Source organism: Pseudoalteromonas sp. bablab_jr011, from assembly GCF_016464045.1.
In the GTDB taxonomy this organism is placed as follows: domain Bacteria; phylum Pseudomonadota; class Gammaproteobacteria; order Enterobacterales; family Alteromonadaceae; genus Pseudoalteromonas; species Pseudoalteromonas lipolytica.
Window position 1 is genome coordinate 36019 of sequence record NZ_JACDWU010000200.1, and the last position, 26980, is coordinate 62998.

The window sequence follows — 26980 nt, forward strand, 5'->3', positions numbered from 1 at the left end:
ACACCGACCTGTCACAACGTTTTATACCGCGTTTTTAATAATTTAGAGCTTTTCTATTCCACCACAAAATCAAAGTAGGTGGCTGGGTATGCCTGAGGCTGATAAGTAAAGTGCCACCATTCCATTGAATACGGGGCAAAGCCTGCATCGGTCATCAACTGTTTAAGTTTATATCTATTTGCTTTTTGACTGGGGCTAATTCGTGAGTCGTCGGTGTTAGAAAGGGTATCAAACATATCAAACGGTGACCCCATATCAAGCTCTTTCCCCTTAGAGTCAACCAACGTTAAGTCGATAGTTGAACCTCGGCTGTGGCCTGATTTAGCAGCAATATAGTCGCCAAGCAGCTGGTCTTTCCCTAAATTTGGATAAAACTCAGCTTTTGTGCGGGTATCCTCTAGGTCGTTTACCCAACGCACAAAATGATTAACAGCGCGTTGTGGGCGGTAACAATCAAATATTTTTAGACCAAGTCCCTCAATTTGCGCCGCATTTTGCACTTTTTTAAGCGCATTGGCAGCGCTGGTGTGCAATAAACACTTAGGGGCGTTATAGCCCTCTATCGGTTTGCCGACAAAGTTATGATGGCCAAAATAACGAATATCGAGCATCGCATTTGGCAATAATGCACCGACATCTACAAACTCGCTGCGCTTATCTTCTTGTGGGGTTGCATTGACCGATGCCGCGCCCAGTAATGCCACACTGACAAAGGCCATTGATTTAGACACGCTATATAAGTGAGTGAATGCCATTAAATTTATCCGTTAATAACTTAATTAATTTCACTATTACACAATAAATAACTTATTCCAACTCTGTCGCCTCAAAAAGCGACGTATCCTGTTGATCATAAATCGTATCGACAACACAGCGATTGCGACCTGTTCTTTTTGCTAGATAAAGCGCTTGGTCGGCTAATTTCATAACGTCGTCTAGGCTTAATTGCTCAAGCGGCCAGCCCGCAATACCAATCGATACATTAATATTACCCACCGGTTCAATAATGCTTTTAGAAATGCGTATACGTAAACGTTCAGCCAATTGATACGCACGCTTAGGGTGCACATTAGGTAAAATAACAATGAATTCCTCACCGCCAGTGCGTGCCACAATATCGCTATCACGCGTCACATCGAGGAGTATTTTTGCTAAAGATTGCAAAACAACATCGCCAATATCGTGACCAAACTCATCATTTACGCGTTTAAAGTGATCAATATCAATCGCTAATACCGCAAATGAGCGCTGCTGTGCCATTAATTGGCTTAACTGCATATTTAAGCTTCTTCGATTGTGCAAACCCGTTAACGGATCAGTGTGTGCTTCGTGACGCAAAAGGCCTATTTTACTTTCTAACAGCCCAATGCCTTTGAGCATTGCTTTTCTCAGTTCATCACTCTCATAATACCAAGAGCGAATGTGTTTAAGTGCAACTGATGTTGTGGGCTCATCCAAAGTATTTGCTGTTTCAGCCAGCTTTCTTAAAGGCTGAGCTATCAATTTTGCAAGCACCCAAATTAACACGAATGTTAATATTCCTATTGGCGCCGTTTTAATAAATACTTGCCACATTAAGCTATCAAGCGGTGCAAGGGTACTTTCAAGCGGACGTTGTGTTACCACACCCCAGGGTGCCATTGTCATGGGGGCATACCCCGCTAACATTGCAACACCTTGACTATTAATCACTTGTTGCTTACCAACTTTGCCTTTAAGCACAGCATTGATCACTTGGTTATCAAATACTTGCTCACCTATGCGCTCTTTATCGGGGTGATAAAGCAAACGGTTGTTTTCATCAACGACATACAAATACGAGCCGTCTTGGTGATAATGCACCTGCAATAGTTCGTTGAGAATACTGGCACGCTTTAAATATAACGTGCCGCCTACATAGCCAATAAATTCATTATTTGAGTTAAATAACGGCTGCGACATAAAAATCAGTAAGTTACCGGCCATTGAGATATAGGGCTCACTGATCATAGGCACGCGATACGACAACGCGGCTTTGGTACCATAACTATCCACTTTACGATTTTGTAAGTTAAGTGAAAGGGGCGACACCCCTAATATGTCACCAAACTTATTGACTATAATTGTTGAGTTAAAACTGTTTGTTTGCAGCCTTAATCGTTCTGCTTCAGCATTAATGAGCGTTTGATTTGTAAAATCTGCTTCAAGTATTTTGGCAACGTATGCTAATTGCTGCTGCGCCGCCAATAAAAAGTTATCGGTAGCAGACACAAGCTTCGCCGCATACGCTTCATGATTATTTAATGTGTTATCTATCAGCTGCTGTTTTTGAACTTGATAGCTTGAGTAGTAACTATTTAGCAAGGTAATGAGCGTTGCAGAAAACGCCAGCAGTAAAATTAAGCGATGCAGGTTCAAGCCCGCTCTAAGACAATTAAGCACGATACATCTCATTTTATAAAGCCCAATCTCCGTATCGAGCACATCTAATACCTTTATACTAGCAATTATAAATTTGTACCTCTATAGAACTTTTCTCAAATATTGATTTAGCGCAACAATAAGTGCATTTACTCTAATAAATCACTTTATTGATTAACCACTGCCATAGATTCATAGATTCATAGGTTCATAGGTTCATACACTTTCATTTAAATTCATGCGTGTGGTGCCCTCGTTTATAAAAAATTAGATACGGCTTGCTTTAAAGGAATAAATTATCTAGATTAAAATCATTAATAAAAGATAAAAAATTCAAAATGAAACAACACTGTTCATCCATTCTAAACACATTACCGCCGCATCGCTTAATGGCGTTAGACGTTATGCGCGGCTTAACCATCACCGCAATGATTCTAGTAAATAATCCAGGCAGTTGGAGCGCAATGTATTGGCCGCTAAAACACGCTGAGTGGCACGGCTGGACACCAACCGATTTAATCTTTCCCTTTTTTATTTTTATTGTTGGTATGTCGATTACTCTTTCTGTCGATAGCATGCGAGCTAAAGGGTTTAACCATGCTTATATACTAAAAATGGGGGCAATTAGAGCCGTTAAACTACTCGCTCTTGGTTGGTTTTTAGCACTGTTTTTTTATAATTTTCGTGATCCAACCTTTAGCTGGATTGATGACACACTTTTGCAACTGAGAGTGCTTGGCGTGCTGCAGCGTATTGGCTTAGTGTATATCGTAGCACTGTGTTGTTACCTCTATTTAACGCCTCAAAAAATTGCATTAACCTGTATCAGCTTACTTGCAGTCTATGCTGTAGCGATGCTTTACATTCCCTACCCACTGCCCAACGGAGATATAGTTAATGGTTTATGGTTACACGGTAATAATTTAAGCGCGTGGATTGATAATGCAGTACTGGGTAGTCACCATGTTTATTATGCTAAAGCACAGCCCTTACCTTTTGACCCTGAGGGGATTTTCTCTACTTTGCCTGCCATTGCCAGCGCGCTGAGTGGCATACTGGCGGCGGTGTACTTAACCAAACAAACAGACCTAAAAAAACAAGCGCGCGTCTTTATCCTCACAGGTGTGCTAGCGGTTATTGCAGGCTACTTAATCTCGCCACTTACACCTATCAATAAAGCACTTTGGACACCAAGCTATGTGTTACTCAGCTCTGGACTTGCAATAATTACCTATGCGTTTTGCAGTGCAATTTTAGACATTTACAAAGTACGTGCATGGGGTGCTCCCTTCATTGTGTTTGGTGCTAACGCCATTTTATTCTTTATGTTTGCAGCAATACTGGCGCGGTTATTAATTATGATCCCCGTGGGGGATACAAGCTTAAAGGGCCTTATTTACGGCTCAATAAACACGTTGATCACAGATAACCACTTAGCTTCTTTTGTGTTTTCGTTGCTGTTTTTAGCTGTGTCATACGGTGTGATGTATGGCTGCTATAAGAAAGGCATTTTTTGGAAAGTGTAAATAATGAATTAAGCCAGTTGTGGCAACACAACTGGCTCGTTCTGGCTCGTAAATAGAACTGACTGTTAATAAGACAGGCTCCTAATTAACAGTGCTGCTTTGCTTATCGAGTAGATACAAAATAGATTGATAACTAATACCACTGTGCTCTGTTAAGCCTATTTCACAACTGCGGCTATTAGACACCCCTCGATTGCAGTTTTTTGGTACCTGTTGTTTGAGTGTTTTGAGCGCATTGGCGTTAAGCTTGGGCAGGTTAAACCCTTTATCGCCAGCAAAGCCGCAGCATTCTATATCAGCCGGAATAATAACGTCTGAGCTGCATGCCTTGGCAAGTGTGACTAAACTTTGCTCTTTTCCTAACCGCTTTGAGCTACAAGTTACATGCAACATAATAGGCTCGCTTGTTTGAGTTACCTGCAAATGCGCTAAAAGCTGCTCGGTTGCAAAGTCTGCACTTTCGAAAATAGTCAGTTGCGTATTTTTTGCTGCATTCAATGTGGTTAAAGCGCAGGGACTGGCGTCAAAAACGATGGGGTATTCTCCATTATTTGAACAGTCAATGAGCTCTGTTAGTAATTGCTCACTTTTGTTTTTAAACTCTTTATTAAGGCCTTTACTCGCAAAGGGCATACCACAGCATAATGAATCTGGCTGCTTAGGGATGATAACTTCAAACCCTGCCTTTGCAGCTAACGAATGCATTACTTCGACAAGAGAACGCGTATCATCACTGCCTTTATCGGCAGCAAAAACCCGTCCTGCGCAGCTTGGCACATACACCATTTTTTTATGTTGCGGCTTTTGCTTTACGTGACAATTAATTGGTTGCTCAGCACGAGGCCACGCCGAAAAATACAAAGGCGTACCCAGTAGTCTGTGAGCAGGTTTAGTTAAGCTCACAAGGTTGTTTGTGCCGATAGCTTTTTCAAGCACCTGCATCACATTTAAACCCAATCGTGCCCCACCGGCCATGACCGCAAAATGCTTACTCGCAAAGGCTGCAAGCGAGCGTGTGAGTTTGTTTGTAGCCGCTTTTTCGGCTCTTAATGATTTAATAAATTCGCCCGTGTTAATACCCACAGGGCATTTTAAGCCACACAGCCCTGTTGCTGCACACGAATCAATTCCCAGATATTTAAAGTCATTTTCAATAACGGTGAGCTTTTGATTTAACTGTTGCTTGGTTTTTAAATCGTCTGCTGCCTGCAACGCGGAGTGTAATTCAGTGCGATGACGCCACAAAGTTATGCGCTGTCTTGGGGTTAGAGTGAGTCCTTTTGAAGGGCACACAACTTCACAAAAGCCACACTCAATGCAGGTATCAATAATATCGTCACTTTTGGGCATGGTTTTTAAATGTTGCGTATGCGCATTTTTATCAGCATTGATGATCACCCCGGGGTTGAGTATATTTTTCGGATCAAACAATTGCTTAAGCTTCACCATAACGGCAAAACCATCATCGCCCCACTCTGTCGCCACAAAAGGCGCCATGTTACGGCCCGTGCCATGCTCTGCTTTTAGTGATCCTTTAAGCTCAACGGCGACTAAGTTGGCAACATCTGCCATAAATTGCTCATAGCGCGTTACTTGCTGCTTAGTATCGAATGCTTGTGTAAACACAAAATGTAGATTTCCTGCCAGCGCATGACCAAAAATGATCGCTTCATCGTAGCCATATTTTATAAAGAGCTGATGAAGCGCATTAACACCCAAAGCCAGCTTATCAAGGGCAAAAGCAACATCTTCTATAATTACTGTGGTGCCTGTTTCGCGCACAGCTCCCACCGCTGGAAATGTTCCTTTGCGAATATTCCACAGTGCGGCATTGCGCACGCTATCTGCCGAAAAGGCGATGGTAGCAAGCGCAGATTCGCTAAACTCATTAATTAACAGCTGCGTGGCGTGCGTAAGCTCATTGAGCGTGTGTGCATCTTCTGCTCTTAGCTCAATTAAAAGCGCCGCGGCGTGCTCTGGGTAATCAGCAACATTCTTGGGCATAATGGCGTGCTCTGCCACTGACATCAAGGCACGTTTATCAAGTAGCTCAACGGCGGCGACATCAAGCTCGCTAAGTCTTTGCACTAACTCACACACTTTGTTTATGTCATCAAAAATAAAGAAGCCGGTGTGCTTATGGCTGTGTTCAATAACCGTGTGGTAAGTGATATCGGCAATAAATGCTAACGTCCCCTCAGAACCAATGATCACATGCTTAATAATGTCTATTGGATCAGAAAAATCCAACAACGCATTTAAACCGTAACCGGTGGTGTTTTTTAGTCGGTACTTATGCGTAATTAGCTCACTGAGTGCAGCGTTTTGCTTAACACTGGCTACTAAATTCATTAACTCATTAACCCAATCGCTATGGGTGCTTAAGAAACGTTGGCAGCTGTGTTCGTCAGCCGTATTAAGTTCTGTGCCATCGGCAAAAATAAGCGTCATATCTTTTAGTGTATGGTAGCTATTTTGTGCGACACCACAGCACATACCAGAAGAGTTATTAGCGGCCATACCGGCAATTTTACAGCTGTTAATCGACGCAGGATCAGGACCAATCTTTTTACCATAAGGGGCCAACACCTGATTGACTCTTGCTCCAATAATGGCAGGCTGAAGACGAATTGCATCGGCGTTATCTAAAATTTCAAAGTTGCTCCAACTATCACACAGCAAAACCAAGACAGAGTCGGTAATTGCTTGGCCAGATAAGCTAGTGCCCGCAGCCCGAAAGGTAATAGGCACGTTATGTTGATTTGCCGCGCTAATAACCTGCTTTGCTTGTTTTTGGTTACTGACAAGAACCACTAACTCTGGAATTAAACGATAAAAGCTCGCGTCTGTTCCATACGCATAGCGGCGCGAGTAATCTTCTATTAATGCGGACTCTGGTAAAAAAGGTGTAATGTATTGTTTAAACGCATGCAATCGGGTTAATGCCATCTCGCCCCCAAGCTAGCCTTAATCTGGTGTGATAAATATGGAATATATTATTACTTTAATTTTAATCAAAAAGCGACTTATTAAATTGATAAATTATCAACTTCGTTCTGAGCAGGTCGGGTTTTCGTTATATTTTTTGGGGTTATAAGTAATATTCAGTGTTTTAACTACGCTTTTTGCAGTCCAAACCAAAAACCGTTAGGGTAGCAAAAAAATACTGTATTTCTATTTAAAAACACATTAACATCGAGAATAATTTATTCTTAAAATTAATTAAGCGTTTTGCTTTGGAGCTTGCTGTGTTAAATAAGTTTGCACTATCTTCACTGGTTATCGGATTAGGGTGTTTCATGCCATTACAATCATCATTTGCTGAGTCTGCGTTAACTTTAAAACAGCAGTTAGGGCAAAAACTAATGCTCGACTTACGCTATTACTGCGAACAAAAAATCGGCGAGCAAGACACCGGCGAGCAAAAATGCCGCACGCCAGTTACACACTTACCCGCTGATTTAGCCAATATCATCACTAAACATAATATTGGTGGCGTAATTTTATTTGCCGAAAATATTGATACCGTGCCGCAAGTAATTAAACTTAATAACGACTTACAAAAAGCCGCGGCTAAGTCAGCGTTAGGCTTACCTTTGTTTATCTCGATTGACCAAGAAGGTGGCCGGGTTGCTCGTATACCACGCGATGTAGGCACGTCATTCACGGGCAATATGTCGATTGGCGCAACGTATAAAGAGCATGGAACTCACTTTGCCAAAGAGTCCGCTCGTATTATTGCTGATGAACTGCTTGCTCTGGGCGTTAACGTAAATTATGCGCCGACGGTTGATGTAAACATGAACCCCGATAATCCTGTGATCAACGTACGCTCTTACGGTGAAGACCCCCAATTGGTTGCTAAACTGGGTGGCGCTCAAGTGGCAGGCTTTGAAAATAATGGGGTTATTTCATCGTTAAAGCATTTTCCGGGGCATGGCGATACCAATGTCGATAGCCACACAGGCCTGCCTAAAGTGATGCACGACAAAGAGACTATTTGGCAACAAGATTTACCGCCGTTTAAAGAGATCATTAAAAACCAGCAACCGGGTATGATAATGACCGCGCACATACAGTACCCAGCGCTTGATAACAGCACCTTTGTGAGCAAAGAAGGTAAAACCATGATCAAGCCTGCAACCATGTCGCGCAAAATCATCACCGATTTGCTACGCGATGAGCTTGGCTATCAAGGGGTTGTTATCACTGATGCCCTCGATATGGCTGGTATCAGCCATTTTTTTGAACCTATCGAAGCTGTAATCAACACATTTGCCGCAGGCGTTGATATCGCGCTGATGCCAATTGAAATCAGAAGCCCTAAAGACTTAGCCGTACTCGAAACACTGCTAGAGCGATTAGAAAACGAAGTAAAACGTGGCACCTTAAATGCCGATGAAGTGAGTGCATCAGCAACACGCATTTTAAAACTTAAAGAAAAATTCAACCTAACAACGCAGCTTGACGATGAAGCCGCAATAAAAAAAGCGCAGTTACTGCTTGGTGATCAACACCACCGAAAAGTAGAGGCAGAACTGGCATTAGCGGCCATTACCGAAGTTAAAAACGAAAAGCACACTTTACCGCTTAAACTTAAAGAAAACACCAAAGTGCATATAATTATGCCTGACACACGAAAATGTTTCGCTCTGCAACAAGCTCTGCTGGATAACACACACACGTTGTTAAGCTTTAGCTGCACCAGCTTGCAAGGCTTTGAGCCACTTTCAACGTTAAAAGAGTTAAACGAAGCGGATGTGATTATTGCGGCGAATGCTTCACCCAAGCAAAGTGCTGTCGAAGTAGGTGGTATGGATGACTTGGCCGATAACCCAGAGTTTGCGATTGCAGACCAATCAGCCGCGCTAGAATCGTTACTTAAACAAGCTAAATTAGCAAACAAAAAGACCGTATTTGTCAGCTTACGCGCACCGTACGATATTGCCCAATTTGGCAAATTTGGTGATGCAGTCCTTGCCACCTATGCTTACAATATTGACGTGGACACTGACGAGAAAATCGCAGGCCCTGCATTCACAGCATTGGCAAAAGTTTTGCTGGGTAAAGCCCCTGCGAAAGGACAGCTTCCCGTTACAATTAACGGTATAAATTAATGTCTAATACCCTTAGATTGAGCTGAATGTTATGGTTGGTTCAAGCTAAATACTGAAGGAGAGGCACGTGCAAAAAGATGCATCATTAACGACCCCAGCAGCGATTAGGAAATTGGTGCGGGCAGGTGACTACAGCGGTCATACTTCTGGCTTTGCTCCTGGTTTCGTGCAGGCAAATCTAGTTATTTTACCGAAACAATATGCGTTCGACTTTTTGCAATTTAGCCAAGCCAACCCTAAGTCATGCCCTATTATTGCAACCAGCCACTCGCCAGGTGTAACCAATATGCCAACCGTTGGTGAAGACATTGATATACGCAGCGACTTGCCTCGCTATCGCATATTCAAAAATGGTCAAATGGTTGAAGAAGTCACTGACATAAGCGATGTATGGCGTGATGATTTAGTGACCTTTCTAATTGGCTGCTCATTCTCATTTGAAGAAGCATTGATTGCCGCAGGGCTTGAAATTCGTAATATCACCGAGCATAAAAATGTGCCGATGTATGTGACTAATATGCCCTGTCAAAGTGCAGGAATGTTTCATGCAAATATGGTCGTAAGTATGCGACCAATGAAGCCTGCTGATGCGATTCGCGCTATTCAAGTGTGTAGCCGTTTTCCAAGTGTTCATGGCGCACCAGTTCATTTTGGTGACCCAGCAGCGATTGGTATAAAAAATATAAATAAGCCTGAATTTGGCGATGCTGTCACCATTAAAAATGGCGAAGTTCCGGTGTTTTGGGCCTGTGGTGTCACCCCACAAATTGCCATTGCGAATGCAGCACCCGATTTTTGCATTACACATAGTCCTGGTCATATGCTGATCACCGATATTCCAAACAGTAGAATGGCGGCGTTATAAAATGACCATGAAACTTAATTGCGATTTAGGCGAAAGCTTTGGCATGTGGAAAATGGGCCTTGATGAGCAAGTAATGCCACATATTGATATGGCCAATATTGCCTGTGGTTTTCATGCGGGTGATGCCGATGTAATGGCAAACACATTGGCCCTTGCCAAGCAGCATAATGTCACTGTTGGCGCTCATCCAAGCTACCCCGATAAACAAGGTTTTGGTCGCCGTTCAATGGCTATGAGCGCTCAAGAATTGATAAATTGCCTGCATTACCAAATAGCGGCGATTGATGGCATGGCAGCAGTCCATGGTTTAACACTTAATTATGTGAAACCTCATGGCGCGCTTTACAATGACATGATGCGTGATGAGCGTATTTTAGAGAGTGTAATGCGTGCCGTTGCAAGTTACCCAAAGTCATTAAAATTAATGATTTTAGCTACCAATCAAGCAGATAAACACAAAGAACACGCAAGCGCACTCAATTTAGAACTTATTTTAGAGGCATTTGCCGACCGCCAATACACCGACGAAGGTACACTTGTGTCACGTAACCTTGCTGGCAGTGTACACGACAAGCCCGCGTTAATCGCACAAGTTAAACAGTTGATTAAACACGGTACTGTGACCACTCGAAGCGGTCAACAGTTAACGCTGAATGCAGATAGCCTCTGCGTGCATGGTGATAACGAAGCAGGCATTGCCCTAATTCAAGAGATTAAAACATTATGTCAGCAAGCCTAAGCGACGAAGCCCTCAGCCGACAAATTGAAACCATGATGGTTGAACAAAATCCACGTGGTATGCAGCATTTATACGCAATGCAAAGCACCGGCACGTACTTACGCGCAGCTCAGGCATTACATAAAGCAAATGGACCGGTATTAATTGGCACTGGATTTGCGGTTAATAACACCTTTGAAACCGATGGCCCGGTTGGTGCAATTGCACTTTATAGCGTGTTAGACAAGCTAGGAAAACAGCCCATTTTAGTCACTGGCAACCCCCTTTACAGCGCATTAAAAAACGATTTTAACTGTTTTGAATTGCCGATTAACAGTATAGAAAATGCCCGCACCTTTAGCATTAAAGCGCTTGAGCAATTAAAGCCAGATTGCGTACTGTCAATCGAACGTCCGGGGCTTAATGAGCATCAACGTTATTACAATATGCGTGGTATCGATATTTCGGAGCACTGTGGCTGTTTTGATTTTTTTATAACAGAAGCAACCTGCCCAACCATAGCAATAGGCGATGGTGGCAACGAAATTGGCATGGGTAATCTTGCAAAGCATATGCATGGGCTCAACATAACACCCAGTGTAACGCCTTGCGATGAATTACTACTTGCCGATGTATCTAACTGGGCAGCCTATGGCCTTATCGCATTTTTAAGCCGCTGGCATAACACCGATTTTTTGGCTGATATAGAGCCTTTGAACATTTTGCAATACCTGAGTGAGCGCGGCAGTGTGGATGGTGTTACCCATAAAAACGAGCTCACTGAAGACGGCCTTCATGCAATGCATGGCCAACAATTAATAACTCGGCTTCGCCAACTTACTAGACAGAATGAGGTTTAACAATGGGTACGGTATACCTAAACGGTGAATACCTAAGTGCTGATGAAGCAAAGATTTCACCAATGGATCGCGGCTTTTTATTTGGCGATGGCATCTATGAAGTGATCCCATCTTACAACGGTAAAATGCTCGGCTTTGGTGCGCATATCGAACGCATGAATAACGGCTTAAATGAGCTCGAAATAAAGCTAGATTACAGTGCTGATACGTGGCGTAAAATTTGTAACGACTTATGCGAAAAAAACCACGGTGATAACCTAGGCATTTACTTGCATGTTAGTCGTGGTGCCGACACAAAACGCGCTCACGGCTACCCAAGCAATATCACGCCAACCGTATTCGCCTTTGCCTTTGAAATTCCTGCAGAGCCCAAAAGCGATGTCGACAGTGCAACAACGTACACGGTATCACTTGAGCAAGACCGTCGCTGGCAACGCTGCCATATAAAATCAACAGCGCTACTGGGCAATGTTATGCATTACCAACATGGCGCAGCAGCGGGCAACAAAGAAACAATTTTATTTAACCGCTTAGAAGAAATTACCGAAGCCAGCTCAAGTAATGTGTTTATTGTAAAAGAGGGGGCGATCAGCACTCCACCTCTTGATAACCAAATTTTACCGGGGATCACTCGCTGGTTAATCCTCAATATTTTACACAGCCACAGTGATTTTAAGGTGCAAGAGCGCATTATAAGCAAAGATGAGCTACTCGATGCCGACGAAGTGTGGATCACCAGCGCCACCAAAGAAGTGGGCCCAGTGGTAAAAGTGAACGGTAAATTGGTGGGTGACGGTAAACCGGGTGCAGTATGGCAACAAGTACAAAGCTTGTTTACCAAGCATAAATTTGATTACTAGTTAAAATTAGAAATCTAAAAAACGCCTACTTAAAGTAGGCGTTTTTGTTTTATCTGCTATTTGCTGCTTTTTGGCTCAAACGGCCAAGCCTGTAATAGACCGTCACTGGTTTCTGAATACAACTGCGTACCATCGTAAGCCACACTCAGCACCGAGGTACGTTGGCGCTGCTGTTTTGCTTCATATTCAGCGATTAGCTCGCCATCAGCAACACGGTATAATCGCATCTTCATTTTTGGCGATCCCGTCAATAGCCATTTGTCTTGATTGATAAATTGCGATGCGGTGAACTCAATAAAGTTAGAGTATGAGGCTACCTCAGCAAGCTCTTTTTTATTAGCTAAATCAAAGAAAATTCGATCATCGACCGAGTCGATTGCAAAGCCTAACGTGCCTGCTCTATTTAAGGTGACACGATTCACTCTGGTAGCTAAACGCTGTTCAAAGCGCGTACTGCCATCACTCGTTGACCAAAGCTTAACGTATTTGTCGCTCGAGCCGGTAAACGCCCATTGCCCATCAGCCGACAACGCCACGCTATTAATATCAAGACGATGAATGTCAAAGCGCTTAGTATCGCCCGTACGGGTATTTATTACCTCAGCCTTGCCGCTACGATAAGCAATCACTAATGTATCGCCTGACGCTGAAATAGCGATATCTCTGGCTATCTCCTGCCCTGTTAGCCAAGAGCCAATACTTCGACCCGTGCGGGTATCAAATAAGGTCACCGATAAACGATTAGAAATATAAAAACGCGATTTGTTAGCACTAAAGCCCGCAAGCTCCACATGCTCAGCGCCCTGCCCTATTATGCAATCGTATAGACGTGCTTTTAACTGGTTATCCCAAACACACACTTTAGACTCAGTTGCGAGTAGAGAGTGACTGGCATCTTCAGTCAATGCTGCGGCACTTAATAACTCATCACCATGAGCAAATTCATCCTTTGCTGGCGCGGTATACACCTCACCCCCACCACAACCCACAAGGCTTAAAGCAAATAAACAAGAAAGCGATTTAAGCAATTTCGACGTCATACTACTACTCTTATTTTTATAATTATTTTGTATAGCAGCAGTGTAATAAAAATAAGTAGAAGTGGGTAGGAGTTCTGACTTTAGCTGTCAGCTTTCGATGGTTAGTGGTTAGTGGTTAGTGGTTAGTGGTTAGTGGTTAGTGGTTAGTGGTTAGTGGTTAGTGGTTAGTGGTTAGTGGTTAGTGGTTAGTGGTTAGATAGTCGAGGTGCGAGGTAGGAGGTGCTTTAGCGCCGAACAACAGCCGCCCCATCACAGCTAAGATAACCCCACGATTTTCTTGTAGGCGTGAAATTTATTTCGCGCGAGTCCGTCACCAGTTGGGCGAGGTAGGAGGTGCTTTAGCGCCGAACAACAGCCGCCTCATCACTGCTTAAGGTAACCGCACGATTTTCTTGTAGGCGTGAAATTTATTTCGCGCGAGGCCATCACCAGTTGGGCGAGGTAGGAGGTGCTTTAGCGCCGAACAAAAGCCGCCCCATCACAGCTTAAGGTAACCCTACGATTTTCTTGTAGGCGTGAAATTTATTTCGCGCGAGGCCGTCACCATTTGTGCAATGTGGCAGATGCGAGGTGCGAGGTAGGAGGTGCTTTAGCGCCGAACAAAAGCCGCAGCTACATTTGCTAGGCCCTATTTTCTAGTGCCTAGCGCCTGCTAACTTTCCTCACCCATGTGTAAAACAAAACACATTAAGTTTATTACCATCTAGGTCTCTAAAGTAACCGGCATAGAAACCGGGCATTTCGCGAGGACCCGGAGCACCTTCATCTGTTCCACCGAGTTCAATGGCTTTTTTATAAAACTCATCAACTTGAGCTGGTGTTTCAACGGCAATCGCAATCATCGTACCGTTACCAACAGTGGCTTTTTCATCATTATAAGGTTTTGTAACTGCAAAGCCTGGTTTATCTTGGCCTGTGCTCCATGCCACAAAGCGGTCAGTTTCTAAAAAGCGCTCAGCGTTTAAGGTAGAAAAAAGTTCATCATAAAACTTCACCGCTTTAGCTAAGTTATTCGTGCCTAACATTATGTAACCAATCATTTTCTGCTCCTTAAGAAAAAAATAGTGTGTTCAACATAGAAGGGAATTGGGCATCTGTCTATTGATTTTTCCATTCATCGCAATGAACTATATTTTTATGGTTTGCTACTTTATAACAGAATATACACCGACCAATAACAAGGAATCATTATGAAGTTCAAAGCGTCTTTGGCGTTACTTGCTGTAGCCAGCTTTTATAGCCACGCACAAACTAGCAACACATTCCAACTTGAAAATGTCTTCGATCTTGAATACGCGAACCAATTAGAAATGACAAAAAATGGCGAGACCATTTTTTTCGTACGAAATCGAATGGACATTAAAACCGATCGCAAAGTCAGTAATATTTGGTCGGTTAATCCTGATGGTAAAACAATGCTACCGCTTACATCCGGCGTACATATGGATTACTCACCTGTGTTGTCGCCTGACGAAACTCGCTTGGCATTTATTTCAACCCGTGATGGGAGTAGCCAAATTTATGTTAAGTGGCTAAAAACAGGGAATGTCGCAAAAATTAGTAACCTAACGCAAAGTCCGGGTGGTTTAACATGGACGCCAGATGGTAAAAATTTGGTGTTTAGCCAATTTGTTCCTGAAAAATCAGCCGGCCCTGTGTCTTTACCGGGCAAGCCTGAAGGCGCTAAGTGGGCGGAGCCTGCAAAATATATTGATGACGTCTATTACCGTGCCGATGGGGGCGGTTATACAAAGGCGGGTTATCGCCATTTTTTCATGATCAGTGCAACTGGCGGTAACGCGCGTCAGCTGAGCTTTGGTAACTTTGATCATGGCGGCTCAATTAGCTTTAACGAAACGGGTGATGCTTTTTATTTTTCAGCTAATCGTCATGAAGATCATGAGTTAAAACCTACTAACTCGGAAATTTACAAATTAAACGTAGCTGACTTATCAATTTCACAGGTGACCGACCGGGTAGGTCCTGACTCACGACCAGCAGTCTCTCCCAATGGCCGATACCTTGCCTACACAGGCTACGATGATAAAAAAACAAACTATGAAAACAGTGACATTTACCTTCTTGATTTTAAGTCTGGTGAGACCTCAGTTTTAACAACAGACCTTGACCGTAGCGTTGAAGAAATTAAGTGGGATGATGACAGTAGAGGCATTTACTTTAGCTATGACAGCGAAGGGAAAACGCATTTAGCGTACCAACCTCGAAACGGTAAACACAAGGTTATTACCGAGAAGATAGGCAGTGTGGCATTTGGTCGCCCGTATTCAGGCGGAGATTTTGATGTAAGCGAAGACGGTGATGTTGCAATTACACTGGCTGACACTCAGCGCCCTGCAGATATTGCATTAATTAAACGCGGTAAAGTGAATCGTTTAACTCAACTTAACGAAGATGCACTTGGCAACAAAGAGCTGGCTAAAGTGGAAGAAATTTGGGTTAAATCAAGCCATGATGGCTTAGCTGTTCAAGGGTGGATTGCCTACCCTCCTGGCTTTGATAAAAACAAAAAGTACCCATTGGTACTCGAAATCCATGGTGGGCCCGTTGCAAACTATGGACCTCACTTTAGCCCTGAAGTTCAGTTGTTTGCTGCGAAGGGCAATGTCGTTCTATACATGAACCCACGTGGCAGTGACTCATACGGTAAAGAGTTTGCGCAAACAATTCATCATAACTACCCAAGCAATGACTTTGATGACTTGATGACAGGTGTCGATGCGGTTATCGCTAAAGGCTTTATTGATGAAAGCAAACTGTTTGTTACTGGAGGCTCAGGTGGTGGCGTATTGACGGCATGGATTGTGGGTCATACTGACCGCTTTGCAGCTGCCGTTGTTGCGAAGCCGGTTATCAATTGGATCAGTTTTGTACTAACTGCCGACTACTACCCTTTCTTTGCTGATTATTGGTTTCCGGGCAAACCTTGGGACAATATTGAGCATTATATGAAACGCTCACCCATTAGTTATGTAGGTAATGTAAAAACTCCTACTATGCTATTAACGGGTGAGTCTGATTATCGCACGCCGATTTCTGAAACAGAGCAATTCTATCAAGCGTTAAAGCTACAAGGTGTTGATACGGCAATGGTACGCATTCCAAATGCGTCACATGGCATTACAGCTCGTCCATCAAACTTAATGAGCAAAGTAGCGTATATTCAATGGTGGTTTGATAAGAACAGTGGAAATGATTAACAACATAGAGCGAAGCAAGAACGTTTCATTTGCGCAAGGTGAACTGATTTCGTGACGCAGTTTCGTTTAACTTATCGCAAAAAGTATTAGACGCGATTTTATATCGCGTCACTTGCAAAGCATAAAATGTAAAATAGTTTCGCACATACCAGTAGCAGTGGCTTTATGCCGTGTCATGAATAAAACCATTACGCGGGGTAAACCCGCTGTTACTTTTTGACTTTACTCTTAACCATTATTGTAAACCCCCTTTACAGTACATATGTAAGTAACTCCTTACATACATTTCTCAAATATCGGACATAGTCTCCTCATCAGTTAGTAAAAAATCGGTTTATGGCCAATATCAATAACTTGAGTTGGTAAAAAATCGGTTTGTGCCGCTAAAAACCTAGCATCAGTTAGTAAAATTTTGGTTTGTAGGTCGTTTAAGTTGGTAAAATATCGGTTTATAAACGAAGTTCTCCTCGCAAATTACCGCCCCTAATCAGCTATAAAAGCCAATTTTGGCCTTTTACCCACACTTATAAGCAATAAATAGGCTGAATCAACCAAGAAATAGCGGAGGTAGTTAAATCCTGATCCAAAAAATGCAGGCTGGTAAAAGCGTGATCTGTCTTTTCTAAAAGCTAGTAAATGGCTGATCCAAGACTTAGTTAAACTCTGATCTGAGGTGCGAGATGCTAGGTGCGAGATGCGAGTTACGAGGTGCGAGATGCGAGATGCGAGTTACGGGATGCGAGTCTGAAGACTGATAACTAAAAGAGAAAAAGGGCCCGAAGGCCCCTAACAACATTATTGAATAGCTATAAAGGAATATTACAACTTGGTTAGAACTGGTTCATGGTGTTTGCTTCACCGCCCGCTTTCAGTGCGTTTTCACCAGAGAAGTACTCTTTGTGCGTATCACCAATATTAGAACCTGCTAAATCTTGGTGTTTCACTGACGCTTGCTCACGACGGATTTCTTGACGTTGAACATCGCGAACATACGCTAGCATGCCTAAGTCACCAAAATAACCTTCTGATAGGATATCTGTGCTTAGCGCCGCAGTGTGGTAAGTCGGCAGTGTAATTAAGTGATGGAAAATACCGGCTTCACGCGCACCATCACGTTGGAAGTTTTGAACAAGCACATCAGCCGCTGCAGCAAGCTCAGTATCATCCATTTCTGGTGCCATTAATGCTTTGTTGTCATCAATGCTTGGGTATGCAGATAGGTCTTTACCTTGCTCTTGCCATTCAGCGTATACTTGCTCACGGAACTTAAGCGTCCAGTTGAACGAAGGTGAGTTATTGTATACAAGCTTCGCATTTGGCACGTGCTCTTTAACGCGGTTAACAAGCTCTGCAATTTGTTTGACGTTTGGTTTTTCTGTCTCAATCCACAGTAAGTCTGCGCCTGATTGCAAGCTTGTTACACAGTCGAGTACAACGCGGTCTTTCTCTGTTCCTTCACGGAATTGGTATAAACCATTGTCTAAACGTGTTGGCTTACATAGTTGGCCATTCAGCTTCATTGCGGTGTCGCCTTCGTTTAACTCATCAACACTGTTTACAGGCGTTGTTTCTAAGAATGAAGTATATTGGCTTGCCAAGTCGCCAGGCGCTTTCGATACAGGTACTTTTTGTGTCAAGCTTGCACCTAGTGAGTCAGTACGTGCAACAATAATACCGTTATCAATGCCTAGCTCTAGGAATGCATAACGAACCGCATTGATTTTTGCTAAGAAATCTTCATGTGGAACGGTTACTTTACCTGCTTGGTGACCACATTGTTTTGCATCAGATACTTGGTTTTCAATTTGAATCGCACACGCACCTGCTTCAATCATTTTCTTCGCAAGTAGGTATGTTGCTTCTTCATTACCGAAACCAGCATCGATATCGGCAATAATTGGCACTACGTGGCTTTCAAAGTTATCAATTTTATCAAGGACTGCTTGTACGTCTCCGCCGTTTGCTTTCGCCGCATCGAGGTCTTTATAAAGGTGATCAAGCTCACGTGCATCTGCTTGCTTTAAGAACGTATAAATTTCTTCAATTAGCGCTGGAACAGAAGTCTTTTCGTGCATGCTTTGGTCAGGTAATGGACCGAACTCTGAGCGCAGTGCAGCAACCATCCAACCACTTAAATACACGTAGCTGCGTTTCGTTGTTTTATTATGACGTTTAATCGCCATCATCATTTGTTGTGCAGTAAAACCGTGCCAACACCCTAAAGATTGCGTGTATTGGCTGTGGTCTGCATCGTATGCTGCCATATCGGCGCGCATGATATCTGCTGTGTACTGTGCGATGTCTAACCCTGTACGAAAACGGTTTTGTAAACGCATGCGGCTTGCATATTCAGGGTTAATTGATTGCCACGTTTTGCCCTGGCTTTGGCATAAAGTCGCTAAGTTATCTGTTTCGCGTTGATATGTAGTCATAATAAAAATCCTTCGAACGGGTTCATTTAATCTTTTTTGTTAGTGAGAGTGGCTAAGAAGTGTTCGCTCCGTAGCGCTTAAATCAACATTAGGCCGATTTTTTGGATTTAGTAAATTTATAGTTGTTATTGCCACTATACTTTTGGTGAATGACATTTAGCCTGCCATTTACCCTTTTTTACGATATGGTTGAGCCATGACTGATCGAATTACGACCGTTTAAAGGACATTATTATGACCACCACTCCCTCACTAAATGGGTTAAGTGTTGACCAGCAGCTAGCACAGTTCGTTGAACAACAATTGCTACCTGGTACAGACATTTCTCCAGCAGCGTTTTGGCAAGGCTTTGCCGATATTGTTAATGAGTTAACTCCTATCAATCGGGCGCTTTTAGAAAAACGCGAACAACTGCAAGCCAAGATTGATAACTACCATAAACAGCAGCCGGTATGGGATGCAGCCAATTACCAACGTTTCCTTGAGGAGATTGGCTACCTGGTGCCAGAGCCCGCCAATTTCAAAATTGAAACCGAACACGTAGAGCCCGAAATAGCCAATACAGCAGGCCCTCAGCTAGTTGTGCCTGTTAGTAATGCACGCTTTGCACTGAATGCAGCTAATGCACGCTGGGGCTCCTTGTACGATGCGCTGTACGGCACCGACGTGCTCAGTGAAGACGATGGCGCAGAAAAAGGCGCTGCATACAATCCTGTGCGAGGCTTTAAAGTAATGGCTTTTGCACGCCAATTCCTTGATAAAGCACTGCCTTTAGCCAATGGCTCACACATTGAAAGTACCAGCTACGCCATTGTGAATAACGAGCTACTTATCACCTTGCGTGATAGCAGCCAAGTGCGTCTGGCACACCCAGAACAATTGGTTGGTTATCAAGGTGAAGCACAAAATCCGAGTGCTATTCTGTTGAAAAATAATGGCTTACATGTTGAGCTACAAATCGATCATCATCACCCAATTGGGCAAGCAGACAAAGCGGGCCTCAAAGATGTTGTACTTGAAGCTGCACTAACCACCATTATGGACTGCGAAGATTCTGTGGCTGCGGTCGATGCTGAAGACAAAGTTAATGTCTACAAAAACTGGCTTGGTTTGATGCAAGGCAACCTTGTTGAAGCATTCAACAAAGATGGGAAGACTATTGAACGTCGCTTAGCTGAAGACCGCCAATATCAGGGTATTAATGGCGAAACGGTGACCCTAAAAGGGCGAAGCATGATGTTTGTGCGTAACGTAGGCCACTTAATGACAAACCCAGCAATTCAAGATAGCGAGGGGAATGATGTGTTTGAAGGCATAATGGATGCCATCATCACCAGTACCGCAGCCCTGCATGACTTAAAAGGCACGCACGGCCTTAAAAATTCGTCAGCTCACAGCATCAATATTGTTAAACCCAAAATGCACGGCCCAGAAGAAGTGGCCTTCACCAATACCCTATTTACACGTGTTGAACAGATGCTTGGTTTACCTGCAAACACCATAAAAATGGGGATTATGGACGAAGAGCGCCGCACTTCAGCAAATTTAAAAGCCTGTATTTACGAAGCAAAAAACCGTGTTGTGTTTATTAACACGGGTTTCTTAGACCGTACAGGTGATGAAATTCATACCTCAATGCAAGCAGGTGTCGTACTGCCTAAAGGCGCTATAAAACTAGAACCTTGGATCAGCGCTTACGAAGACCGTAATGTCGATATTGGCCTTGCAACAGGCCTCAGTGGTAAAGCGCAAATTGGTAAAGGTATGTGGCCAATGCCTGATAAAATGGCGTTGATGATGGAACAAAAAATTGGCCACCCGAAAAGCGGGGCTAATACCGCGTGGGTGCCCTCTCCTACTGCGGCTACACTGCATGCAATGCATTATCATGATATTGATGTATTTGCCTGTCAAAAGACACTGATGGACCGTAAAGAAGCAAGCCTCACACGCTTACTTACCCCCCCACTGATGAAAGACCCAAGTACGTTATCAAAAGAAGATATCCAAGCCGAGCTTGATAACAATGCACAAGGCATTCTAGGGTACGTAGTGCGCTGGATTGATCAAGGTATTGGTTGCTCAAAAGTGCCAGATATCAACCATGTAGGCTTAATGGAAGACCGTGCAACGCTACGTATTTCAAGCCAGCATATGGCGAACTGGCTGTATCATGGTGTATGCAATGAAGAGCAAATTCGTAAAACGATGGCACGTATGGCTAAAGTCGTCGATGGGCAAAACGAAGGGGATCCAGCTTACACCAATATGGCTGACTCAGCCGAAAGCCTAGCACAAAGTGTTGCGTACCAAGCAGCATTAGCCCTTGTTTTAGAAGGCGTTAAACAGCCAAGTGGTTATACTGAACCATTACTGCATGCGTTTCGTATAAAGTATAAGTCTCAACATTAATCACTTTTCTCACTCCCTTTCGAGTTTGATGTGTCGTTCTTTGCAGCCTTCGGGCTGCTTTTTTTCGTCTAAAAATCAATAAACGCATGTCTATATACCATTTCGCTTAATTAAGTGGTCTATTTTGAGGCAATAATACATCGTTGATAACAAGACAAAAATTTTGTATTGAGTTGTGCTCGGCAATTGCGCCTGTATTGCTTTATCTTTTATATCTATACAGTCGTTAGTGAGCGCTGTCTTACACGCTTGCGACTCATGTTATCCCTACAATAATTCAGTATTTTTTCAGCTTGATATTGTTATTTAACGGAATAAATACAGTGAATAATGGCCATTCATCGGCTAATAAAAATTGATCAAAAAAGGGGCATTTGTTATCAAATGCCCCTTTTTACGTGCTAATTTTTTAAAATTAGTTTTTGACAATCGCATTGTGATAAACGTTTTGAACGTCATCACAGTCATCTAACATCGTGATGAACTTTTCAAAATTAGCAATATCATCTGGATCAGTGATCTCAGTATGTACTTGTGGAACAAACGTGATTTCGTCTATTTCAAATGTAATACCTTCAAACGCTTCTTCAAGTGCTGTTTTTGCTTTGTAGTATTCTGTATGCGGTGCAAATACTGACACTTTGCCGTCTTCTACTTCGACATCCGTCACGTCAACATCAGCCATCATTAGGGCTTCGAGTACCACTTCGTCATCTTCGCCAGCAAAACCAAGAACCGCGAAGTGATCGAACATGTGCGCGACACAACCAGGCGTCCCAATTTTTGAGTCAGTTTTAGTGAACGGTAAACGCACATCTTTAATTGTGCGGTTAGGGTTGTCTGTTAAACAGTCAACAATCACCATACAGTTACCTGGGCCATACCCTTCGTAACGTGCTGGAGAGTAGTCTTCCCCTGCTCCACCGGCTGCTTTTTTCATGGCATTTTCGATTACATGCGCAGGAACCTGATCACGTTTTGCACGTTCAATAATGCGTTTTAATGCTTGGTTTACTTCTGGGTCGGGTTCACCATTCTTTGCAACAACGTAGATCTCTTTACCGTACTTAGAATTTACTTTTGTTTTTGCATTGGCCGTTTTAGCCATGGCGTTTTTGCGGACTTCAAATGCTCTGCCCATCTTATGCCTCTATGAATACATTTGTTAATTGCCGATATTTTAGCAATTCATTGTCGCTTGGGCTAGTACCAGGTCTGTTTATCGTTCTCGCTTAAATAGACAACAACTCAGGCGACAATCTTGAAAGTAAAAAATTAAGTAAACGATGCAGAAATAATTAAAGGAAGGGCTATTTAACATAACACTTTATTTTGTTGAAATGCGCCAACTAAATTAGGTAACTCTGAAAAATGATGCAGTATGTAATCTGCCTGATCAGCATAGTCAGGAATGTCATCTGGCGCATACAAACAAGCACGCATATTCGCATTATGTGCCGCTTGAATATCAAACAAATAATCGCCAACATACAACAGCTCTGATTTATCAAGCTCCCAAAGCGTTGCAATCGCATTGAGCGCACTTGGATCTGGCTTTGCTGGCGCATCTGAGCGAGTCAGCACTGTTTCGATTGGCAAAGGGTTATTTTTAAGTTTGATTGCTGCAGCACGGTCATAATTGCGCGTAACAATAGCCATTGGAATATTATTTTCTTTGAGTGCAGTAACCGCACTGGCAACACCTGGCAATAAATGCGAGTGCTGCGCATCTAAAAGCTCATGTTGATGCACGATGTTCATCGCTTCTTCGCGCATATAAGGTGAAGGTAAAGCGGCTATAAAGGCTAACAAATCTTTTTCAAGCGGGCAGCCAACTTGCGCTTTAATCAGTGAAAAATCGAGTTCTGACGAAACCAAGGTGCCGTCTAAATCGAAAATGACACCACGTATATTGTTATCATGGATATTCATATAAATCCCTGTATATGAGAATTGGGGGAAAATTTTAAGACCCATTAATAAGATAGTGTACGATAACCGTTAATTAAAGGATCAAAGGATTAAAAAATAGACTTTTTAAATCCTTTTTTATCGGATAGGGTTATTATTTAATTGACTCAAATTTAGCTTCAAGCCAGTTATCATCTTGGCTAAAGGTAAGTGTTTTCACCTTTCCTTTGCCTTCAATATTAACCATATTGACCTGTGCAGGCCATAAATCACGTAACGCGCCATTGCTCATACGAATCCCTTTGATGCCTTCAGGGATGGTGACTTCTTGGTAAACCCAAAAGAACTTACCATCAACTTGCGCTCCCACTTTTTTAAGCTCAAGTTGCTTGCCCTCTAAGGTTTGCAGTGCAATGTGTGACTCAACATAATCAGCAAAACGCTTTTGATCTTCTTTGTTACTTAAGATATCGGCATTGCCATTAAACAAATGTTCAACAGCATGCTCCGTATCGTGCAAATAAAAGCGATGCATTAGCTCTATGTTATTAGTGCGTTTATTAAATAATACCGTAGTCACAGACGCTTTTAACTGGTGCGCCATCGTTGGCGCACTCAGTAATAAAGCGAAAATAATGGCTATAAAGCGCATTATTTTTGCTCCTCAGCATCTTTTTCGTCGTCTTTTTTCAGCTCAGTTTTGATATCTTGCATGATATCACGGCTCACTTTCGCTTTACTCTTCTCACGCTTATACACTTCGATACGCGATGGAATAATACGACGAGGGTAGTTATTGTTTTCCACATCAACATCGGCTGTTTCCCAGCGAGGGTCAACCGTAACAGACACTAAGTTTTTACCTTTTTCAGTAATAATTAGCTTTTGTACGTGCTTGTGGTTACGACGCCAGATTTCAGCAGGAATGTACTGTTCTTCTTTCGTGCCATCTTCATAGGTCAGCTCTAATAAGATAGGCATCACTAAGCCACCTAAGTTTGAAAACTCAAGCACATAGTAGTTTTTATCTTCCTTAATTGCACGTTCAAACGTTTTACGCTCCCACGGCTCTAACCCCTTAAGGAACTTGTTATACGCGTTACGTTCTTTGTTAGTCACTGTAAAGCGGTCATTTTCGTCATAGAAATCTGTGACATCTGGGTTTTCTTCAACCCATAACTTTTTGCCTTCTTCTTTATTGCGTTTAACGAATAATGGCATTGGTTTATCAGCTTCAATGTCGCGAAGACGATTAAAGTCGATATCAGGATTCTTTGTGTCTAAACGCAGTTGATAAACCTTGTCTAACGAGATATCAACATGGTCTGTGGTGTAGAACCAACCACGCCAGAACCAGTCTAGATCAACCCCTGACGCCTCTTCCATAGTACGGAAGAAATCTGCAGGAGTAGGGCGTTTGTACTTCCAACGCTGCGCGTACTCTTTAAATGCAAAGTCAAACAGCTCACGACCCAGAATCACTTCACGTAAAATATTAAGTGCAGCAGCAGGTTTAGTATACGCATTAGGTCCTAAACGTAATACGCTGTCAGACTGTGTCATAACGGGTACTTGGTTTTCAGACTTCATGTATTCAACAATATCACGCGGCTCAACACCCCAAGGGATTGTGTGGTCCCATTCGCGCCCCGCAACACCATCTAGGAAGCTGTTTAGACCTTCGTCCATCCACGTCCACTGACGCTCGTCTGAGTTAACAATCATCGGGAAGTAAATGTGACCGACTTCGTGGATAACAACACCAATTAAGAAACGTTTTTCAGCTTGAGAGTAAGTACGGGTGCCATCGTCTTGAAGCTCTGTACGCGGACCATTAAATGTGATCATGGGGTATTCCATCCCCCCAACAGGGCCATTGACTGATTGAGCCACAGGGTAAGGGTAGTCAAACGAAAAGCGTGAATACACTTCCATCGTGTGCACAACAGCTTCGGTAGAATATTTCTTCCACAGGTCACCGCCTTCTTTCGGATAGAAAGACATTGCCATCACTAACGGCTGTTCTTTACCACCTTGATGGTAGCCTTTTGCATCCCACATAAACTTACGTGATGATGCCCATGCAAAGTCACGCACGTTCTCGGCTTTAAAGTGCCATGTTTTGGTTTTGTCGGTGCCTTCTTTCTCGTTCTCAAGTGCTTCTTCTTCGGTCACGATAAATACAGGGCGCTTAGCGTTTTCAGCTTCTTCAAGACGATTACGCTGCGCACGTGTTAATACACTGCCTGGGTTATCTAGCTTACCTGTTGCCGATACAATGTGATCCGCAGGAACGGTGATTTCGACATCATAATTACCAAATTCCAGTGTAAACTCACCGCTTCCTAAGAACGCTTTGTTAGTCCATGCTTCATAGTCTGTGTACGCAGCAAGACGCGGGAACCACTGTGCTAATAAGAAGATATCGTTTCCGTCTTCTTCAAAGTGTTCATAACCTGAACGTGCGCCTACCGCATCTTCTTCAACAATGTTAAAGGCGAAGTCCATGCTGAACTCAACGTCTTTACCCGGTTTAAGCGGCTCATTTAGGTCAATACGCATTAATGTATCAACCACGGTTACTTTAAGCTCTTTTCCGTCTTCGTCTTTAACATTGGCGATTTGAAAACCTAGCTCGTTGTCGGCCATAAATTGCTGACGACGTAACTGGCCTAAGCTCAATTTAGTGGCTTTTGGCTGAGGGTCACCTTGCAATGTTTTACCATTGAAAGTAGCGGTCATCTCGGCAATTGAATCAGATTTAAAAATATTTTGGTCTAATTGCAACCAAAGGTACTTTAATGTGTGAGGTGAATTATTCTTATATTCGATAGTTTGACGCGCTGTTAAGCGACGTTTTTTCTCATCAAGGTTTACATCGATGTCGTAATTTACTTGCTGTTGCCAGTAGTTTTCGCCGGGTTCACCCGCGGCACTACGGTATACGTTAGGCGTTGCAAGTGCTTCATCAAGTTGACGGAACTTGTCAACAAATGAGCCTTTTGTTTGCTCAACAGACGACCCCATGACTGCGGTTGATACTGCTAAAGGCAATACCAAAGCACTCAAAGTAATAACTGCTTTTTTCATTGTTAATCCTGTAAAATATGCGTGAGCGTAACATCTCAAACCACTAACAAAATTTCAATAAAATCACGATAAAGTGCGGGTTTTTTAGGGTAGTATTCGCGCTTTCCTAGCCTGTATTTTTCAATCCTTTCATCTGCTATTAACAAAACTGTAAAGCCCCTTTACAAACCTAACAGGTTCAGTGCTAATTCATACCCCCGTATTACACTTAAAATATAGCGAGGTTGCTTATTTTTTGTTTAAAGGTAAGAGGGGACTTAAATGAAGTTTTACATTGTAAAAAAAGACTCTCGATTAGCTGCTATTCCAGCAGAAGAATCGGTTTTAAACGAATACAAAGCACGCGGATTTGAGTTTGTAGAGGTCATTGCCGCTCGCGATGAACCCGATGCACTATCGCGTACCACTCCCCATGCAAAACGCCCTAAAAAATGGCTGTTTTATGGCTCTACGCTGGTTATTTTGAGTCTAATTGCAATTATTTTCGCAATAAAGTAGTTTTTGCGACATTTTCTATTGAAATTTACTGCT

Annotated in this window: 19 protein-coding genes; 9 read left to right on the plus strand and 10 right to left on the minus strand. The window is 42.9% G+C overall.

Annotated elements, in window-relative coordinates; genetic code table 11:
- Positions 1-53: 53 nt before the first annotated feature.
- Together JIG41_RS12145 and JIG41_RS12150 are read right to left on the minus strand one after the other, a co-directional pair.
- Positions 54-755: a M15 family metallopeptidase gene (locus JIG41_RS12145; RefSeq protein WP_206770764.1), complete on the minus strand. Its 702-nt coding sequence runs from the start codon at positions 753-755 to the stop codon at positions 54-56.
- A 52-nt stretch (positions 756-807) separates the two neighbouring features.
- Positions 808-2463, minus strand: coding sequence for a sensor domain-containing diguanylate cyclase (locus JIG41_RS12150; protein WP_312000497.1), 1656 nt, complete (start codon positions 2461-2463; stop codon positions 808-810).
- Between the two features lie 275 nt (positions 2464-2738).
- Between JIG41_RS12150 and JIG41_RS12155 the strand changes: the two genes are divergently transcribed.
- The gene (locus JIG41_RS12155) at positions 2739-3926 is read left to right on the plus strand and encodes an acyltransferase family protein (protein ID WP_199524826.1); all 1188 of its coding nucleotides are present in this window, start codon (positions 2739-2741) and stop codon (positions 3924-3926) included.
- A gap of 81 nt (positions 3927-4007) precedes the next feature.
- On the opposite strand, the gene JIG41_RS12160 is transcribed toward JIG41_RS12155, so the two are convergent.
- A complete protein-coding gene (locus JIG41_RS12160; RefSeq protein WP_199524827.1) occupies positions 4008-6875 on the minus strand; it encodes an FAD-binding and (Fe-S)-binding domain-containing protein in 2868 nt (955 codons plus the stop codon).
- A 350-nt stretch (positions 6876-7225) separates the two neighbouring features.
- On the opposite strand from JIG41_RS12160, the gene JIG41_RS12165 reads away from it, so the two are divergent.
- The 5 genes from JIG41_RS12165 (at position 7226) to JIG41_RS12185 (ending at position 12346) form a co-directional block, all read left to right on the plus strand.
- Positions 7226-9043: a glycoside hydrolase family 3 protein gene (locus JIG41_RS12165; protein ID WP_199524835.1), complete on the plus strand. Its 1818-nt coding sequence runs from the start codon at positions 7226-7228 to the stop codon at positions 9041-9043.
- Between the two features lie 67 nt (positions 9044-9110).
- The gene (locus tag JIG41_RS12170) at positions 9111-9908 is read left to right on the plus strand and encodes a putative hydro-lyase (protein WP_199524828.1); all 798 of its coding nucleotides are present in this window, start codon (positions 9111-9113) and stop codon (positions 9906-9908) included.
- Between the two features lie 7 nt (positions 9909-9915).
- Positions 9916-10647, plus strand: a complete 732-nt coding sequence (locus JIG41_RS12175; protein ID WP_118845284.1) for a 5-oxoprolinase subunit PxpA — start codon at positions 9916-9918, stop codon at positions 10645-10647.
- Entirely contained in the window at positions 10632-11486 is an 855-nt protein-coding gene (locus JIG41_RS12180; RefSeq protein ID WP_036972560.1) for a glutamate cyclase domain-containing protein, read from the plus strand. Before JIG41_RS12175 ends, JIG41_RS12180 begins: the two co-directional genes overlap by 16 nt.
- Positions 11487-11488: 2 nt before the next feature.
- Positions 11489-12346: an aminotransferase class IV gene (locus JIG41_RS12185; protein ID WP_065979221.1), complete on the plus strand. Its 858-nt coding sequence runs from the start codon at positions 11489-11491 to the stop codon at positions 12344-12346.
- A 56-nt stretch (positions 12347-12402) separates the two neighbouring features.
- Here JIG41_RS12185 and JIG41_RS12190 read toward each other — a convergent pair whose 3' ends face one another.
- Positions 12403-13386 (minus strand): WD40 repeat domain-containing protein, encoded by a 984-nt coding sequence (locus JIG41_RS12190; RefSeq protein WP_199524829.1) that lies wholly within the window; start codon positions 13384-13386, stop codon positions 12403-12405.
- A gap of 662 nt (positions 13387-14048) precedes the next feature.
- Positions 14049-14426 (minus strand): VOC family protein, encoded by a 378-nt coding sequence (locus tag JIG41_RS12195; protein ID WP_065979219.1) that lies wholly within the window; start codon positions 14424-14426, stop codon positions 14049-14051.
- A gap of 150 nt (positions 14427-14576) precedes the next feature.
- Between JIG41_RS12195 and JIG41_RS12200 the strand changes: the two genes are divergently transcribed.
- Entirely contained in the window at positions 14577-16604 is a 2028-nt protein-coding gene (locus tag JIG41_RS12200; protein ID WP_065979218.1) for a S9 family peptidase, read from the plus strand.
- Between the two features lie 830 nt (positions 16605-17434).
- Here the strand turns inward: JIG41_RS12200 and JIG41_RS12205 are convergent.
- Complete coding sequence (locus JIG41_RS12205; protein WP_036972569.1) at positions 17435-19036, minus strand: isocitrate lyase; 1602 nt, start codon at positions 19034-19036, stop codon at positions 17435-17437.
- Between the two features lie 234 nt (positions 19037-19270).
- Here JIG41_RS12205 and JIG41_RS12210 point away from each other — a divergent pair, with 234 nt between their 5' ends.
- On the plus strand, positions 19271-21448 hold the full coding sequence (locus JIG41_RS12210; protein ID WP_199524830.1) for a malate synthase G: 2178 nt from the start codon (positions 19271-19273) through the stop codon (positions 21446-21448).
- A 415-nt stretch (positions 21449-21863) separates the two neighbouring features.
- Here JIG41_RS12210 and JIG41_RS12215 read toward each other — a convergent pair whose 3' ends face one another.
- From JIG41_RS12215 to JIG41_RS12230, 4 genes are all read right to left on the minus strand, one after another.
- The gene (locus JIG41_RS12215) at positions 21864-22589 is read right to left on the minus strand and encodes a YebC/PmpR family DNA-binding transcriptional regulator (protein WP_199524831.1); all 726 of its coding nucleotides are present in this window, start codon (positions 22587-22589) and stop codon (positions 21864-21866) included.
- Between the two features lie 173 nt (positions 22590-22762).
- The gene (locus tag JIG41_RS12220; protein WP_036972573.1) at positions 22763-23380 is read right to left on the minus strand and encodes an HAD family hydrolase; all 618 of its coding nucleotides are present in this window, start codon (positions 23378-23380) and stop codon (positions 22763-22765) included.
- A gap of 133 nt (positions 23381-23513) precedes the next feature.
- Positions 23514-24011, minus strand: a complete 498-nt coding sequence (locus tag JIG41_RS12225) for a DUF6702 family protein (protein WP_036972575.1) — start codon at positions 24009-24011, stop codon at positions 23514-23516.
- Complete coding sequence (locus tag JIG41_RS12230; RefSeq protein WP_036972576.1) at positions 24011-26449, minus strand: M1 family metallopeptidase; 2439 nt, start codon at positions 26447-26449, stop codon at positions 24011-24013. Before JIG41_RS12230 ends, JIG41_RS12225 begins: the two co-directional genes overlap by 1 nt.
- Positions 26450-26710: 261 nt before the next feature.
- On the opposite strand from JIG41_RS12230, the gene JIG41_RS12235 reads away from it, so the two are divergent.
- Positions 26711-26947, plus strand: coding sequence for a hypothetical protein (locus JIG41_RS12235; RefSeq protein WP_036972578.1), 237 nt, complete (start codon positions 26711-26713; stop codon positions 26945-26947).
- Positions 26948-26980 lie beyond the last annotated feature (33 nt).

Coding starts and splice junctions, on each gene's coding strand:
- JIG41_RS12215 (WP_199524831.1), bottom strand. CDS start 22,589: ATGGGCAGAGCATTTGAAGTCCGCAAAAACGCCATGGCTAAAACGGCC.
- JIG41_RS12175 (WP_118845284.1), top strand. CDS start 9,916: ATGAAACTTAATTGCGATTTAGGCGAAAGCTTTGGCATGTGGAAAATG.
- JIG41_RS12230 (WP_036972576.1), bottom strand. CDS start 26,449: ATGAAAAAAGCAGTTATTACTTTGAGTGCTTTGGTATTGCCTTTAGCA.
- JIG41_RS12225 (WP_036972575.1), bottom strand. CDS start 24,011: ATGCGCTTTATAGCCATTATTTTCGCTTTATTACTGAGTGCGCCAACG.
- JIG41_RS12180 (WP_036972560.1), top strand. CDS start 10,632: ATGTCAGCAAGCCTAAGCGACGAAGCCCTCAGCCGACAAATTGAAACC.
- JIG41_RS12235 (WP_036972578.1), top strand. CDS start 26,711: ATGAAGTTTTACATTGTAAAAAAAGACTCTCGATTAGCTGCTATTCCA.
- JIG41_RS12205 (WP_036972569.1), bottom strand. CDS start 19,036: ATGACTACATATCAACGCGAAACAGATAACTTAGCGACTTTATGCCAA.
- JIG41_RS12160 (WP_199524827.1), bottom strand. CDS start 6,875: ATGGCATTAACCCGATTGCATGCGTTTAAACAATACATTACACCTTTT.
- JIG41_RS12190 (WP_199524829.1), bottom strand. CDS start 13,386: ATGACGTCGAAATTGCTTAAATCGCTTTCTTGTTTATTTGCTTTAAGC.
- JIG41_RS12155 (WP_199524826.1), top strand. CDS start 2,739: ATGAAACAACACTGTTCATCCATTCTAAACACATTACCGCCGCATCGC.
- JIG41_RS12195 (WP_065979219.1), bottom strand. CDS start 14,426: ATGATTGGTTACATAATGTTAGGCACGAATAACTTAGCTAAAGCGGTG.
- JIG41_RS12200 (WP_065979218.1), top strand. CDS start 14,577: ATGAAGTTCAAAGCGTCTTTGGCGTTACTTGCTGTAGCCAGCTTTTAT.
- JIG41_RS12145 (WP_206770764.1), bottom strand. CDS start 755: ATGGCATTCACTCACTTATATAGCGTGTCTAAATCAATGGCCTTTGTC.
- JIG41_RS12185 (WP_065979221.1), top strand. CDS start 11,489: ATGGGTACGGTATACCTAAACGGTGAATACCTAAGTGCTGATGAAGCA.
- JIG41_RS12165 (WP_199524835.1), top strand. CDS start 7,226: ATGCCATTACAATCATCATTTGCTGAGTCTGCGTTAACTTTAAAACAG.
- JIG41_RS12220 (WP_036972573.1), bottom strand. CDS start 23,380: ATGAATATCCATGATAACAATATACGTGGTGTCATTTTCGATTTAGAC.
- JIG41_RS12210 (WP_199524830.1), top strand. CDS start 19,271: ATGACCACCACTCCCTCACTAAATGGGTTAAGTGTTGACCAGCAGCTA.